Consider the following 13,763-nt stretch of genomic DNA (forward strand, 5'->3'; position numbering starts at 1 on the left):
AAGAAAAAGTGTGCGATCGCATCTCTAATTTCGATCAGATTAACAACTGGCACATTTCAGCTTGACCTTAGAAGTTAGATTCTAGGGTCAATTTCCAATTTGACCCCCAAATTCCCGCAAGTAACCCTGTTCCAAAATTAGAAGTAGCACATATGCCAAAAGATAGAGTTTACTTTCCTTTTACATTAACCCCCGTGCATCCACCGCAATATTGATCACACTGTTGCTCAGTACATTGTCAACGAACTCTAAATCCATAAGTCTGTACGAGCAATCCTCTAATCAGGTTTTTATTGTGTTCCTTTCCTCATTGAGTCTTACCTTATTCGGACTCAGGCAAGTTTTCACAGTTGTCTAATCGGCGATCGAGCTTATCGCCCCAGGAAACCAATCTTCGTCAGATCTCAATGCGAGGTCAAATTTGGCATGAGGTTGCTTTCTGCATATTGTCATTCAAGGAAAATCAACATGATTATTCGCTCAGTTGACCATCTGAATCAAATACTGCAAGCAAACCAAGCCGCCTTCGGTGGACGCTTCCAAACTCAACTCACAACTCGATCGAACCTCACCCCGGTTCCATCCCAATCCAGCAGTCCTCCCCCTCTGCAACCCGCTCCTCCTGCCCCTGTTCAATCCACCAATGCAGGCTTTGGTGCATTTGAACAACAGGTTTTCGATCTGACCAATCAACAACGGGCACAGTTTGGCTTAGCTCCTTTGAGCCTCAATCTCACCCTGAATGATGTGGCTGAAAAACATAGCCAAGACATGGCAGGCAATAACTATTTCAGCCATCAAGGTCGCGACGGCTCCCAACCTTGGGATCGTATGCGGGCAGGAGGCTACAACTATTCCAGAGCCGCAGAAAACATCGCATTTGGGCAGCCGACTGCTCAAGATGTTGTTACAGCTTGGATGAATAGCCCCGGACACCGCCAAAACATTCTCGACCCCAATCTCCAAGAAATCGGAGTGGGCTACTACGACGGTTACTGGACGCAAAACTTTGGGACGGCAATGAGGCTCTCATAAAATTGTGACGCTCATAAAATTGTGACTCTCATCAACCTGGCGGATTCCATGCGCTAGGTTGATGTTCCAATCGGGTTCAAGTCAGATCTCCAAGTTCTCCCAGACCTTGGAGATTTGACCTACGATCGAACCGAACAGATTACAATTAAGTAACAAAGACTTAGATAGTCGTGAGTTATGTCACTGTCATCCGCCCAACTTCCACCCGCACTCGATCGTATTGTGCAACGTCTCGCTCGATCGACCGATCCGAAACGCAAATACGAACTTTTGATCACTCTGGCGCAACGCCTCAAACCGTTTCCAGAAGCGGAAAAAACACCAGAAAATAAAGTCGCTGGCTGTGCCTCTCAAGTCTTTGTCGTTGCGAACTTAGAAGATGACAAAATTCAATTTCAGGGAGACTCAGACTCGCAATTAGTCAAAGGCTTAGTGGCTCTCTTAGTGGAAGGTTTAAGTGGTTTAACCCCGCAAGAAGTTGTCGATCTTTCACCTGACTTTATCAAAGCAACTGGACTTGATGTAAGCCTGACCCCCTCTCGCGCCAATGGTTTCTATAACATTCTCGCGAAGATGAAACAGAAATCGCAAGGGTTGATGAACTGATTAAATTTGCGCGATCGCTCCCTTATTTAGGGTTGCTGAAACTCTAATGTTGCGGCATTTCTGGCAATGTTCTCGAATGCAGCATTGTGTTATTGTTGCCGCTAAGCAAAATCTTGCCAGAAATCGATCGCTCTTCTACAATTCAGTGCTAAAGCGCGCTTGTTGAATCCGTTGGAATATTATCAGCCTACTATCCCCGATTTACCCATTCATCCTATGCGAGCGCGTCGTCAGCGGCGTAGTTCTGATCTCAATCACATTCGAGATCACGATCGTGCCGCTCACGATTGGTATCGCTTTGTATTATCGTTTCCGCCACATTTAGTTCAGAAACACCTCAAAGATTTTGCGATTCGACCCGATCAAACTGTACTCGATCCGTTCTGCGGGACGGGAACAACTGTCGTCGAATGCAAAAAATTAGGCATTCCCAGTGTCGGAGTCGAAGCGAATAAAATGGCGTGGTTCGCGGGAACCACGAAAGTGAATTGGCATATGGAAGCCGATCGCTTAATGGCTCACGCCACTCAAATTGCAGAACTCGCCCATGCCAATCTGGATCAACCGTTACGCACGTTAGACGAAGAGCGATCGCAGTTACTCCTGAAAAATTCCATCAGCGAATTGCCTTTGCACAAGGCCTTAGTTTTACTCGATCAATTAGAGCAACATCGGGATGAAAACTGCGATCGCTACGAAAAACTCGCTCTGGCAAAAATTCTGGTCTATTCGGTGAGCAATTTAAAATTTGCCCCAGAAGTCAGTGTTGGAAAATACAAACAAGATGCGCCCGTGATCGAACTGTGGCTGAATGAAATGCAGCAAATTTCAAGAGATCTGCAACATCTTCACCCATTGAAAGAGATTCCTGCAACCGTTCACCATGCCGACTCGCGCAGCTTATTGCAAGTTTTAGAGCCGAACTCGATCGATGCTGTGATCACGTCGCCCCCGTATCCGAATGAGAAGGATTACACTCGTGCTACCCGTTTAGAATCGGTCGTCTTGGGATTTCTGCAAACGAAAATCGACCTACGATCGATGAAACAGGGGTTAATGCGATCGAACTCGCGCGGCGTTTACCGAACCGATGACGATGATCACTGGGTCGCGAACCATCCAGAAATTCAGCGCATCGCAGCCGAAATCGAAGCCAAACGAATTGAACTCAAAAAAACCAGCGGTTTTGAGCGGCAATACGCCCGAGCGACAAAACTCTATTTCGGCGGAATGGCAAGACATTTAGCAGACTTGCGGCAAGCCTTGCGACCGGGAGCACAACTTGCTTACGTCGTCGGGGATCAAGCCTCTTACTTTCGAGTGATGATTCGCACCGGAGAGCTGATTGCAGACCTAGCCAAATCCCTCGGCTATGAAGTCGTCGATATTGAGCTGTTCCGAACCCGCTTGGCAACTGCGACCAAAGAGCAATTGCGAGAAGAAGTCGTCTTACTCAAATGGAACGGGAGCGAATCGCAGTATTAAAAAACCAGCGATCGTACATCCGATTGAAAATCCTAATAGCTTAAATTTTCCTTTCAAATCACCCTCAATGACGACGCTGAAAATCAAACTCGCGATCGTCATCAAACTCCCCAAGATCGTTGCTACTCCCCCGATCCAGGCTAAAATCAGCCACCCGATAATCATAAGCCCCTCCCTAGATGTACGGTTATCTCTGCAATTATTACCCCAGTGGCGGATGGTTATTTTGTCAAATGCTTGTTATCTTTTTTAATATCAAGTGTAGGATTTGAAACTGAGTCAGGGAATCCTCGAAGAATCATCCGGTTCGTTCAGGATAAACTACCTTGACAAAAGGGACATGTCATCCTGTAATTGGTCTACTCTCTTTCATTTGGAGTGTATTACGTATGAGTCAACCTGTAGAACTTTCATTGGAACAACAATTCAGCATTCGGTCGTTCGAGACCCAGGTGCAGCAAATGAGCCGTGAACAGGCTCAAGAGTTCCTCGTCCAGTTGTATGAGCAAATGCTGATGCGCGAAGCGATGTATCGTCACTTCCTGAAACAGCAATGGGGCTTAGAACCCGGCTCACCAATGCTCTAGTCTCCGCTTTCGTCGCGCGAGCGACCTCGAACTTTTGCTTTGTTCTCAAACGCAGAAAAGAGCAGGGGTGTGGGGCGTTCAAGCAAAACCCTTCCTGATATTTCGCTTCACTCGATTCAGTTTGTAAAATCTCACGACCTTCACACGAACTGCCAACTTCCAAATCATCAGTGCTTATCAGGCACACAGGAAGATAGCCTGCCTGATGATTTGAAAAAATGTGCCGCGTTATTGTCGTTTGGGGCAGAGTCTTAAGCGGTTTGATCACGCCTTTCCTAAAGAGCGCTTAAGGCACTGGCGACTTTTTCGACCTTCTCCATTTCTGTCAGCGCATTGCGGAAATCTTCTTGAACCTAGTCTGTTACAGCGTTAGATGGCTAGGACAAGTTGATTGCTATTTCCCTCCAGGCAAAGCACGTTGGAGTTGAGCTAGCTTGAGCACTAGCACCCTTTGCCTGTTGTGCAGCATTGAAATTATTTCATGGTTTTGTGGGTAGTGCCACTCAACATACTCAATAAGTGTATCTAACGTGAATTTGGGATAAGGGATTTCGCCCCTGTGCCGATGCGAATAGAATTCGCGGCTAGACAAACGAAGTCCACCGTCGTGGACTAATTTTTGAAGAGGGCTGTGAGTGCGCCGCCGCGCACTTTGTCTGTTTAGGCGCGAATTCCATTCGCCAGCCGCCCAAACATTAACCCGAACTGACGTTATCTGTCGGGCAGAGTTGTGCGATCGTCTAGAAGCAATCCGCAGTCTAACGTTTGATTGCTTTAGCTCGATCGCTGATATTCCTGCCAAGCTTGTACGAGATTTCCTTGCATCAATCCTGCTACAGCATTGAGCGATCGTAGTTCTTTCAAAGCTGGATTGAGCGCGATCGCTGAATTTAAAGCTTTCTGAGCCGCTGACGCTCGGAAGTCATACAAATTCACGAAAGCAAGATAAGCATAAGAGATCGGGTTCTTTGCATCTAATTGCGTAATCCGCTCAAACGTTTCGATCGCAGGTTGAACGCGGCGTTTGAGGACATTGGCGAGTGCTAATCCATAGGCAAACTCAAGATTATCTGGCTCTTGATTGAAGCGGTATTCGAGAATCTGTCGAGCCTGCGTTACATAGTCCTGAACCGGATCATATTGATTGAGTTGACCCACTTTCTCAAAGATACGATCGAGTGCTTTGATTCCCTGCGGCATCGTTGTGGCAAGTGAGCGCAGTTGAGTCACAAAATCTAACTCTGGAGCTTCAGTCGTCGCAGTCGGAGCAATCGTTAAGCGAATGTCGGGAACATCGATCGCATAAGTCGCTTTCGTTTCACGGTTTAGATAAGCGGCAGTTAACGTGTAGGTTCCTTGAGCATTGGGAGGCGGTAAAGCCGCGAGACGTTCTGTAATTTGAAAAGCTGCCTGCTCAGGATGCGAACTCGGTTGTAGGTTGCCAAGCGCGATCGCATGGTCATGAAACCAACGTGTCACAGGTGGATTTGCAGCAGTCGTCGCATCGTCTGCAACTCGGTTCCAAGTGAGTAACAGTAAGCCAGAGCGGAGCTGTTTCCAAGACCCTGACCAACGATAGGTTACAGGCATCGGTTTTCCAGGAGCCGCTTGATTGGGAATCCGGATTTGTTCGAGTTTGACTTGCTGGATCGGTTGGGGATGGGGAGCAACGCGGATCGGCGCAATCGCTCGGCGGTAAAGTTGAAGTTGAGTTTGATCCGGGAGCTTCCAAATTCGATGCAATTGGAAATCTGGGTTTTCAGCGATCGCAGTATTTAAAGCAGCATACGCTTGAGGTCGTCGAATTGCTCCTGAAGCACCGTCTTTCGTGACATACCAATTCAGCGATCGTGCATCTTGTTCGACCTGTTTCACATTCGTTCCGACTTGCCGCCCGTACACCTGAAAGTTTCTCAGCGTGCCTTGATAGTTGAGATTGTGCTGATTAAATTCTGGTAGCGAAGGCAAAACTCCGATCGTCGTGACTAAAGCAGGGTCAGCTTCAATCACAGCATTCACGACATCCGCTTGATGCCAATCGCTCGCGAGTACTGCATGACGTGCATGAGGAAGTTGCAGAAATTTCGGGCTGAGTTCGAGCGGCAATAAGCTGAACATCATCAAAATGCTAGAAAGCGCGATCGCACCCCAGCGGAAAATCTTTAAGCGATCGGGAAAAAGCAGCAGTCCTTGAGCAAGCAAAATCGCTAATACGGGCAGTAAAGGTGTGATATAGCGATCGTCTTTATTCACATTCAACGAACAGAGCAGATAAGCGCCGATCAAAAAGATCAACAACCAACGCACCGACTGAAACCAAGCCTGATAAATTTCTCGTCTGTAACCTCTGCGCCCCATACCTCGATAGTCCAGAGTTTTGAGCCAGCGCCCTTCGACTTGCGACCATTGTTGTTCGATCACCGATCGCTTCCAATAGAGAAGCAATCCCGCGATTCCCGCCGCAAATAAGGGCACAGACACTAAACCCGGCAGCGCTTTGAAGTAATAAATCCAAGCTTCAATACTCGTTAAAGCAGGATCACCTTCTGCGATCGCACTATCAACGGTTGCTCGTTTTCCCGCAGTCAGAATAATTAACCAATTCGTGCGATACCACGGCAAACAGATTGCAATGGCGATCGCAATTCCCACTGCTAACTGAATGAATCGTCGCCAAGCTCTTTTCCGAAGGGAAACAACACTCAGCCACACAATCGGAGTGAATAAGAAAAATAGTGCGGGTTGTTTCGTTAACAAGGAAAGCCCAAACGAAACCCCAAATCCTGCTGCATACAACCACGATCGCAAAGCAGAAATTTGAGGTAATGGGAAAGACTGCACGATCGCAATCGATTGAGTCACAGAAACAACGCTGGGCTGAGTCACGACTTGAGATTGCTGATCCGCAACCGGGCGAACCGTATCCGTCGCCCAAAGCGTTAATAGAAAAAATGTCAGTGTAACGATCGCACTCAGTGGAAAATCGATCAAGTAATCCAATCGGATTACAGACAGTCCTGGTAGCAATAAGCACAATGCTGTTGCCCATCGGGCGACTTGGAGATTAAAGAGTCGAAGGCTCAATCCATAAACGGACGAGAGTAGAATCGCACTAAACAATGAATTGACTAACGTAGATTGCGTTTCCCCGGTGCCAAATATCTGAATAAAAGGAGTAGTGATTAAATATACAAGCGGTGGAATCTTAGAAGTCAAAAGCCAAACGCTTGTCCACCACTCTTGCGAAAACCAGCTTGGTTGCTGGAAGGCTCGCCAGAAATTCATTGCACCCGTTAAATACTCAGCTTGATCCCACGCTGGAACCGATCGATCAACCCAAAACCAAACGCGATCGACAACAAAGCCGATTGCCCAGACCGTGACCACGATCGGAATTCCATTTCTCCAAGCCGAAGATTGCTGTTTTGCGAACACTCACACCTATCCCAATTCTCTAAAATGTATAGCTCATTTTGATGTGCGGAATTCCTGCTTCTTCAAATTCCTCTCCTTCAGGAATGAATCCAAGTTTTCGATAGAACTCAACCACTGCACTTTGAGCATGAATTTGCACAGTCGCGATATTTTTGTTAGCCAAAAATTCTAAAACGGTTTCGACAATTTGGCGACCAACTCCGTATTTTCTTAATTCAGGTAAAACGGCTAATCGTTCCATTTTTGCAGTTTGGGGAGAGAGAAATCGAATTCTTGATGTTCCGACTGCATCTTGTCCAACCCAGGCTAAAAAGTGTACGGCATCTGCGTCTAATCCATCAAATTCTAGTGCGGCATCTACGCCTTGTTCGATTTGAAAAACACGTATCCGAATGCTTTGAATTGCCTCAAAATCGCGCCGAAAATCCGCGACTTTAATCGTAGGCTGAGCGGGAGATCGTTCGAGTATCATATGTCAACTCAATTTGAACGTAGCATTTTCTCACGATGAGACGACTTCTTCTCGCCATTTTCCCCGGAATTGCATTCTTTGCAACCGTATCACCTGCTAACGCTGCCAACCCGGATCATTTACAGCGGTTACTGAAGACAAATCAGTGTCCAAATTGTGACTTGAGTAACGCTGATCTCACAGACGCAAATTTATTCGGTGCAAATTTAGTCAATGCGAACCTCAAAGGCGCAATTTTAAAAGGTGCGAATCTTGGCTCGGCAAACTTTAGCGATGCCGACTTAAGTGGTGCAAATTTGCAGCAGGCTTATCTCGATCGAGCAACGCTCGAAAATGCCAATCTCACGCAGGCTAATTTGACCCAAGCCTATTTGAAGAATGCAACGACCACAGGTGTGCAACTTCGAGGTGCGACTCTGCGCGGTGCAAAACTTCAGAATGCTGATTTGATTGGTGTGAACTTACAGGGTGCAGATTTAAGCGAGACAAATCTCAGTGGCGTGTTCTTCAGTGGATTTCGATCGATCCGAAGCACTGCAATCCCCTTCTTTGGGTCTACGTACTCTCCTGCAATGTTTACTGCCCTAATTTGCCAGAATGCACCTTTCCCCAGTCCTGAGAAGGAGAACGAAGAGTTTCGGCGGCTGGGGCTAGAATTTGTGCCTGCAAATTTGGTTGGGAGCAATCTCGCTGGAGCAAATCTTGCGGGTGCAGTCTTAATTCGGGGCAATTTGACCAATGCAAATCTCACGGGCGCAAACCTCAGGGATGCTTGTTTGATTCAAGGAAATTTGAGAGGAGCAGTGCTCGATCGTGCTGATTTACAATCTGCCTTATTAAAAGCCGCAATTCTAGAAGGGGCGAGCCTAAAAGAGACCCGCAATGCCAATTTAGCCGAGGCATTTCAAAACGAAACCGATGCCCGACAAAAGGAAGCCGAAGCCCAGACGCTTCCGAATGTACAAGCGATGATGCGCGCCCAGCAAGCTTACTTGCTGGAACATACCAAATTTGCTACTAAAGTTGACGAGTTACAGTTGGGATTAGAAGACTCTGAGCAATATGCCTATCGGGTCTTTTCTCAGGGCGATCGCACTCGTTTATCGGTCGTTGCTGCGGTTCCCAAAGCGGGCGGTTTCAAAACTTACATCGGTTTAGTCTCGACTTCCCGTGGCTCGCAGGAAAAGGTATCGATGACTCGTCTTTGTGTCAGTCAAGAAGCGAAGCCAGTTCTACCCAAGTTGCCTTTGAATGTGCCAAACAATCAGCCTGCCGCTTGCCCAACTGGGTTTCAAGCCATCAAGTAAACAACTGGATTAACGGTGGAGTCGGGCAAGTTGCCCGACTTCAAGGATTTCAGCGCTAGAATCGATCGCGTTGCGCTTCAACGTCACAATGCTAGAATCACTTCTCTCCACGACCTTATGGCTTTCGCGTCCGACGGTTGCCCAGGCTCCTGTACGCCAACCCACTTCTGAAGAGATCTACCAAGCGTGCACCCAAAATCGAGCTGAGACTCTGCCTAATCCCTTTGTCGATGTTTCTCCTCAAGATTGGGCATATAAAGCAGTTCTGACCATGCACTACTGCGGAGCTTTCCGAAAAGCTGCTCCGAGAAGTCTATTTGAGCAACCTGCTCAACCGAAATCCTCAACTTCGCAATAGCGTGATATCCTATCGCAGTCGATCATCACGCCCCCTATGATTGTTGAACAGCCCTCTTTGTTTACCAACGCTGATTGGTCAAACGAATCTGCCTCACGTGAGCATTTAAACCTCAGCGAGTCTGTGCTCAAAGACTGGAAACAGAGAATTTTCAACTATCAAACAGCTCTGACTCCCCAACAGCAAGTCTCACTCTTTGAGTCGATCGAAACTGATCCGTACGCGATCGACCCGTTCAAACTTCCCCAACAAAACACCCAATTCTGGCGACAAAAAGCCGAAGATCAAGGCGTTGCAGCCCTCTATTTCGTGATTGATTACGAACTTCCGATCGTTCTCTATGTCGGTGAAACCATCAAATCGAATCAACGCTGGAAAGGCGAACACGACTGCAAACGCTACTTACTCAACTATCGGCAAGCCCACTACGACTATCAACTCCCCTCCTCACTCGGCATCGCCTTCTGGTCAAATGCTCCTGTCAAAACCCGCGATCGCCAAAAACTCGAACTCGCCCTGATCCAGCGCTGGCGTTCTCCCTTCAACAAAGAGAACTGGACAATGTGGGGGACACCTTTCACTTATGGCAAGCAATAAGTTCGAGAAAAATTCATTTACAAGAAAATCCGATTGTCTGCTACCTAAGACACTACTCATTGTTCAAGTCTCTTGATACGATCAGAACTTTAAAACCCGACTCGGTGCGAAGTGTCTATGGTCAGTCAGCCCAAACGTTCAACGCCACGTCCGATCGTTCTCACATCTCATCCCGCCAAATTTTCTAAATCGATCGCCATCCACTGGGGCGAAGCCGATCCGATCAAACGCGGTGCAATTATTGGCACACTCACCACGGCTGCCCACCGTAATGTGATCGGAACGCATTCTGGCTCTTATGCCGTCTATCGTGCTCTCGCTGTCGCCAGTGGCAAACTCGATGCCAACCATCGTGCTGATTTAACGAATACGGCTCCGGCTGCCCTGCTTCACGCCCACCCCGCTTGGTCAGATCCCGATAAAATCGTCTCGCTCGACCCCTTTGGGGCAATTGTCGGAGAAGTCTATCGCGATCTGTATGAGCAAGGCTATGACATCAAACCGACGATCGCAATTACCAAAGCGCACATCAACATGCCAGAACTGCAAGACGCGATCGCCAAAGGTCGCCTGCAAGAAGATGGCGAAATCATGAAAAAAGGCGGCGATTTAGTCGTAACTAAAGCCGCGATCGAGCCAGTTTGGTATCTTCCCGGACTGGCAAAACGCCTGCACGTTGAAGAAAGCCTCTTACGTCGCACCTTATTTGAGCAAACGGGCGGCATGTTCCCTGAACTGATTACCCGTCCCGATATCAAAGTCTTCTTGCCCCCAATCGGTGGCATCACCGTCTATATTGTGGGCGATCCTGACGCGATTACTGACCCTAATCGATCGCTTACCGTCCGCGTTCACGACGAATGCAATGGCTCGGATGTCTTCGGGTCTGATATTTGTACCTGTCGCCCTTATCTGGTTCACGGCATCGAAGAATGTGTGCAAACTGCTCAACAAGGTGGCGCAGGCATTATCGTTTATCTGCGTAAGGAAGGACGTGCCCTCGGCGAAGTCACTAAATTCTTGGTTTACAACGCTCGGAAACGTCAAGAAGGCGGCGATCGCGCGGATGCTTACTTCACCCGCACCGAATGTGTGGCAGGCGTTCAGGATATGCGATTCCAAGAACTCATGCCGGATGTGCTGCACTGGTTAGGGATTACGCGCATCGATCGCTTTATTTCGATGAGCGATATGAAACACGATGCCGTGACGCGATCGGGCATTGAAATTGTGACGCGCGTGCCGATTCCAGAAGAATTGATTCCAGCGGATGCAATGGTCGAAATCGAGGCAAAAAAAGCGGCAGGATACTACACCGAAAGTGAAGTGCTCACCGAAGAAGCCTTAGCTGAGATTAAAGGACGAGGACTGAGTGACTAATCGAGTTGAATATTTGCGATCGCCCACCGCGATTCGAGAGCGCTGCAACGAACTCTTCGAGCTAGCCCAGGCTGATCAACTCCCTTATTTTCGAGTCGATCTGACGCAACTTGATGCCGTTGCCGATTACGTGATCGCTGTAATTCGCGAACATTACCCTGATTTGGATGTGCCGTTTCATAGTCGATGGCGACACTTTGAAGTCGGCAATATTCCTCGCGTCCGTCAGCTTGAACAGGCGATCGAATCACGGTCTAAAATCGAGCAAGCAAAAGCAAAATTCGATCTCGTGATTCCGAGCGTGTTGCTTGATGCAGGCGCAGGCGATTGCTGGAAATATCATGAAGCCACGACTCAGAAAACTTGGGCGCGATCCGAAGGTTTAGCGATCGCGTCGTTTGATGCATTCTGCCAAGGTGCTTTCTCGAAGCATCCTTATCAAGCGGATGCAACAGCCCTGAAGCAGATTACACCTGAGCAGATCGGTGCGTTTTTTCAAGTCGGTTCTGAAAATCCTTTGGTTGGCTTGGAAGGACGATCCGCGCTCCTGCAAAAATTGGGACAGACGATCGAACAATCCCCCGATCTGTTTGGTGATGTACCTCGTCCTGGCAATCTGGTTAATTATCTCATCGGTCACGCTGACCAAGGACAGCTTTCTGCGGTCGTTGTGTTGAATGCCGTTCTGATTGGATTGGGTGAAATCTGGTCAGGGAGATTATCGATCGAGGGCGTGAACTTAGGGGACGTGTGGAAACATTCGTCTTTATCAGGGGATCAACTCATTCCGTTTCACAAGCTCTCGCAATGGTTGACCTATTCTCTACTCGAACCCTTGCAAGATTTAGGACTGAAAATCATTGATCTCGATCAAATGACTGGGCTGCCCGAATACCGAAATGGCGGCTTATGTCTCGATCTTGGGCTACTTCAACTCAAAGATCCCAAACTGGCAGAGATTCCCCATGCTGCCGATTCCGAGTTGATTGTTGAATGGCGAGCTTTAACCGTGTGTTTACTCGATCGAATTGCCGCCACGATTCGCAAAAAGCTTGGTTTAACGCCTGAGTCTCTCCCACTTGTCAAAGTTCTGCAAGGCGGAACCTGGACAGCCGGACGCAAAATTGCCGCTGCTCTTCGCCCCGGCGGAACTCCCCCCATTCAAATTTCTAGTGACGGAACTGTTTTTTGACTATGGCTGAAAATTTAACGATCATCGAGCATCCCTTAGTTCAGCACAAACTTAGTTTGATGCGACGAGAAACGACCAGCACAGCAAAATTTCGATCGCTGATGACCGAAATCAGCATGTTACTGGCTTACGAAGTTACTCGCGACTTACCGCTGCGCTACGAAACGATTCAAACTCCCATGGCTGAAATGGAAGCTCCCGTCTTAGCTGCCGACAAAAAATTAGTCGTCGTCTCGATTATGCGAGCAGGGCAAGGCATCCTCGATGGCATTCTGCAATTAATTCCCTCGGCAAGAGTTGGGCATGTCGGAATCTATCGCGAACCGCATTCGCTTGTGCCGATCGAATATTATTTCAAAGTGCCTGACGATACCGAAGAGCGCGATATGTTGGTCGTTGATCCCATGATGGCAACGGGCAATTCTGCGATCGCTGCTGTCGATCGTCTCAAGCAAACCAATCCTAAATCCATCAAGTTTCTCTGCATTTTGGCAGCCCCGGAAGGAATTCGGCATTTTCAAGAGCATCATCCTGAAATTCCCATCTATACAGCCGCGATCGATCAAGGATTAGATGAACATGGATATATTATTCCGGGACTTGGGGATGCAGGCGATCGTTTATTCGGCACAAAGTGATATGATAGTAGCGATGCAATTCGGCGGCATCGCCAAGTGGTAAGGCAGAGGTCTGCAAAACCTCCACCCCCAGTTCGAATCTGGGTGCCGCCTTCTTAATAAAATCTGTTCTAGGACGACCAGATCTTTCGCTCTGTGAAAAGCCCCATTATCGACTTGAAGGATGTTCCGGCTATCGTGCAATCTCGTCATCTCGACGATTTTGAGAACCTTTGGCGCGGGATGCTGCTGGAATTAAATGAGGAGGACGCTTTTTGGAGTTGGGCGATGAAAAAGCGCCTCTCAAATAATGACGCTCGCTTTGAAGCCTATGCGATCGAGTACGAAGGACTCACACAAGGGCTGATGTGGCTCGAAACTCAGTGGCATCGTTCCTGGCCGAATCCTATCCATGGACTCGTTTACGTTGAAGCCCTTACCTCTGCCCCCTGGAATCGACAAAATCTAGAAGACCCGCCCTATCTCAAGGGTGTTGGCTCCGCCCTGTTGCTGTTCGCTCGGCAGCGAAGCGTTAGTTTGGGCTATCAGGGGCGCGTCGGCTTGCATTCGTTGCCAGAGGCAGAAGAATCTTACCAGCGTCAGAATATGCCAGACTATGAACAAGATCCAGACAAAGAGGATCTGCGCTATTTTGAATTTGGAGTCATGTGATTCAAGAGCAGGGGTTCCAC

The 13,763-nt window shown here is 48.1% G+C and carries 14 protein-coding genes and 1 tRNA gene; 12 read left to right on the forward strand and 3 right to left on the reverse strand.

Features of this window, described 5'->3' with window-relative positions:
* Positions 1-468 precede the first annotated feature (468 nt).
* From LEPBO_RS40790 to LEPBO_RS0103485, 3 genes are all read left to right on the forward strand, one after another.
* Positions 469-1,035 (forward strand): CAP domain-containing protein, encoded by a 567-nt coding sequence (locus LEPBO_RS40790; protein WP_017286145.1) that lies wholly within the window; start codon positions 469-471, stop codon positions 1,033-1,035.
* A gap of 177 nt (positions 1,036-1,212) precedes the next feature.
* Positions 1,213-1,641, forward strand: coding sequence for a SufE family protein (locus LEPBO_RS0103480; protein WP_017286146.1), 429 nt, complete (start codon positions 1,213-1,215; stop codon positions 1,639-1,641).
* Between the two features lie 216 nt (positions 1,642-1,857).
* Positions 1,858-3,126 carry a DNA methyltransferase gene (locus LEPBO_RS0103485; RefSeq protein WP_017286147.1) on the forward strand — a complete coding sequence of 423 codons (1,269 nt, stop codon included), beginning with the start codon at positions 1,858-1,860 and terminating at the stop codon, positions 3,124-3,126.
* Here LEPBO_RS0103485 and LEPBO_RS0103490 read toward each other — a convergent pair.
* A complete protein-coding gene (locus tag LEPBO_RS0103490) occupies positions 3,091-3,291 on the reverse strand; it encodes a hypothetical protein (RefSeq protein ID WP_017286148.1) in 201 nt (66 codons plus the stop codon). The two genes, LEPBO_RS0103485 and LEPBO_RS0103490, sit on opposite strands and share 36 nt — an antisense overlap.
* Positions 3,292-3,515: 224 nt before the next feature.
* Here LEPBO_RS0103490 and LEPBO_RS0103495 point away from each other — a divergent pair, with 224 nt between their 5' ends.
* Positions 3,516-3,713, forward strand: coding sequence for an NblA/ycf18 family protein (locus tag LEPBO_RS0103495; RefSeq protein WP_017286149.1), 198 nt, complete (start codon positions 3,516-3,518; stop codon positions 3,711-3,713).
* A gap of 774 nt (positions 3,714-4,487) precedes the next feature.
* Here LEPBO_RS0103495 and LEPBO_RS36035 read toward each other — a convergent pair.
* Together LEPBO_RS36035 and LEPBO_RS0103505 are read right to left on the reverse strand one after the other, a co-directional pair.
* Positions 4,488-7,148 carry a glycosyltransferase family 39 protein gene (locus tag LEPBO_RS36035; protein ID WP_017286150.1) on the reverse strand — a complete coding sequence of 887 codons (2,661 nt, stop codon included), beginning with the start codon at positions 7,146-7,148 and terminating at the stop codon, positions 4,488-4,490.
* Positions 7,149-7,167: 19 nt separating this feature from the next.
* Entirely contained in the window at positions 7,168-7,620 is a 453-nt protein-coding gene (locus tag LEPBO_RS0103505) for a GNAT family N-acetyltransferase (RefSeq protein WP_017286151.1), read from the reverse strand.
* A gap of 35 nt (positions 7,621-7,655) precedes the next feature.
* Here LEPBO_RS0103505 and LEPBO_RS36040 point away from each other — a divergent pair, with 35 nt between their 5' ends.
* From LEPBO_RS36040 to LEPBO_RS0103545, 8 genes are all read left to right on the forward strand, one after another.
* The gene (locus LEPBO_RS36040; protein WP_017286152.1) at positions 7,656-8,927 is read left to right on the forward strand and encodes a pentapeptide repeat-containing protein; all 1,272 of its coding nucleotides are present in this window, start codon (positions 7,656-7,658) and stop codon (positions 8,925-8,927) included.
* Between the two features lie 88 nt (positions 8,928-9,015).
* Positions 9,016-9,285 (forward strand): hypothetical protein, encoded by a 270-nt coding sequence (locus LEPBO_RS0103515; RefSeq protein ID WP_017286153.1) that lies wholly within the window; start codon positions 9,016-9,018, stop codon positions 9,283-9,285.
* Between the two features lie 36 nt (positions 9,286-9,321).
* Positions 9,322-9,882, forward strand: coding sequence for a hypothetical protein (locus tag LEPBO_RS0103520; protein ID WP_017286154.1), 561 nt, complete (start codon positions 9,322-9,324; stop codon positions 9,880-9,882).
* Positions 9,883-9,999: 117 nt separating this feature from the next.
* Complete coding sequence (locus tag LEPBO_RS0103525; protein ID WP_017286155.1) at positions 10,000-11,262, forward strand: GTP cyclohydrolase II; 1,263 nt, start codon at positions 10,000-10,002, stop codon at positions 11,260-11,262.
* Complete coding sequence (locus LEPBO_RS0103530) at positions 11,255-12,454, forward strand: URC4/urg3 family protein (protein WP_017286156.1); 1,200 nt, start codon at positions 11,255-11,257, stop codon at positions 12,452-12,454. The genes LEPBO_RS0103525 and LEPBO_RS0103530 overlap by 8 nt, the downstream gene beginning before the upstream one ends.
* A gap of 2 nt (positions 12,455-12,456) precedes the next feature.
* Positions 12,457-13,092 (forward strand): uracil phosphoribosyltransferase, encoded by a 636-nt coding sequence (upp, locus tag LEPBO_RS0103535; protein WP_017286157.1) that lies wholly within the window; start codon positions 12,457-12,459, stop codon positions 13,090-13,092.
* A 22-nt stretch (positions 13,093-13,114) separates the two neighbouring features.
* A tRNA-Cys gene (locus LEPBO_RS0103540) sits at positions 13,115-13,185 on the forward strand.
* A 42-nt stretch (positions 13,186-13,227) separates the two neighbouring features.
* Positions 13,228-13,743 (forward strand): hypothetical protein, encoded by a 516-nt coding sequence (locus LEPBO_RS0103545; protein WP_017286158.1) that lies wholly within the window; start codon positions 13,228-13,230, stop codon positions 13,741-13,743.
* Positions 13,744-13,763: the final 20 nt, after the last annotated feature.

The sequence above is a fragment of the Leptolyngbya boryana PCC 6306 genome (assembly GCF_000353285.1).
GTDB classification, from domain to species: domain Bacteria; phylum Cyanobacteriota; class Cyanobacteriia; order Leptolyngbyales; family Leptolyngbyaceae; genus Leptolyngbya; species Leptolyngbya boryana.

Bases quoted from the DNA above. Each gene is read 5' to 3' on its own strand.
- LEPBO_RS40790 (WP_017286145.1), top strand. From the start codon at position 469: ATGATTATTCGCTCAGTTGACCATCTGAATCAAATACTGCAAGCAAAC.
- LEPBO_RS0103480 (WP_017286146.1), top strand. From the start codon at position 1,213: ATGTCACTGTCATCCGCCCAACTTCCACCCGCACTCGATCGTATTGTG.
- LEPBO_RS0103485 (WP_017286147.1), top strand. From the start codon at position 1,858: ATGCGAGCGCGTCGTCAGCGGCGTAGTTCTGATCTCAATCACATTCGA.
- LEPBO_RS0103490 (WP_017286148.1), bottom strand. From the start codon at position 3,291: ATGATTATCGGGTGGCTGATTTTAGCCTGGATCGGGGGAGTAGCAACG.
- LEPBO_RS0103495 (WP_017286149.1), top strand. From the start codon at position 3,516: ATGAGTCAACCTGTAGAACTTTCATTGGAACAACAATTCAGCATTCGG.
- LEPBO_RS0103505 (WP_017286151.1), bottom strand. From the start codon at position 7,620: ATGATACTCGAACGATCTCCCGCTCAGCCTACGATTAAAGTCGCGGAT.
- LEPBO_RS36040 (WP_017286152.1), top strand. From the start codon at position 7,656: ATGAGACGACTTCTTCTCGCCATTTTCCCCGGAATTGCATTCTTTGCA.
- LEPBO_RS0103515 (WP_017286153.1), top strand. From the start codon at position 9,016: ATGCTAGAATCACTTCTCTCCACGACCTTATGGCTTTCGCGTCCGACG.
- LEPBO_RS0103520 (WP_017286154.1), top strand. From the start codon at position 9,322: ATGATTGTTGAACAGCCCTCTTTGTTTACCAACGCTGATTGGTCAAAC.
- LEPBO_RS0103525 (WP_017286155.1), top strand. From the start codon at position 10,000: ATGGTCAGTCAGCCCAAACGTTCAACGCCACGTCCGATCGTTCTCACA.
- upp (WP_017286157.1), top strand. From the start codon at position 12,457: ATGGCTGAAAATTTAACGATCATCGAGCATCCCTTAGTTCAGCACAAA.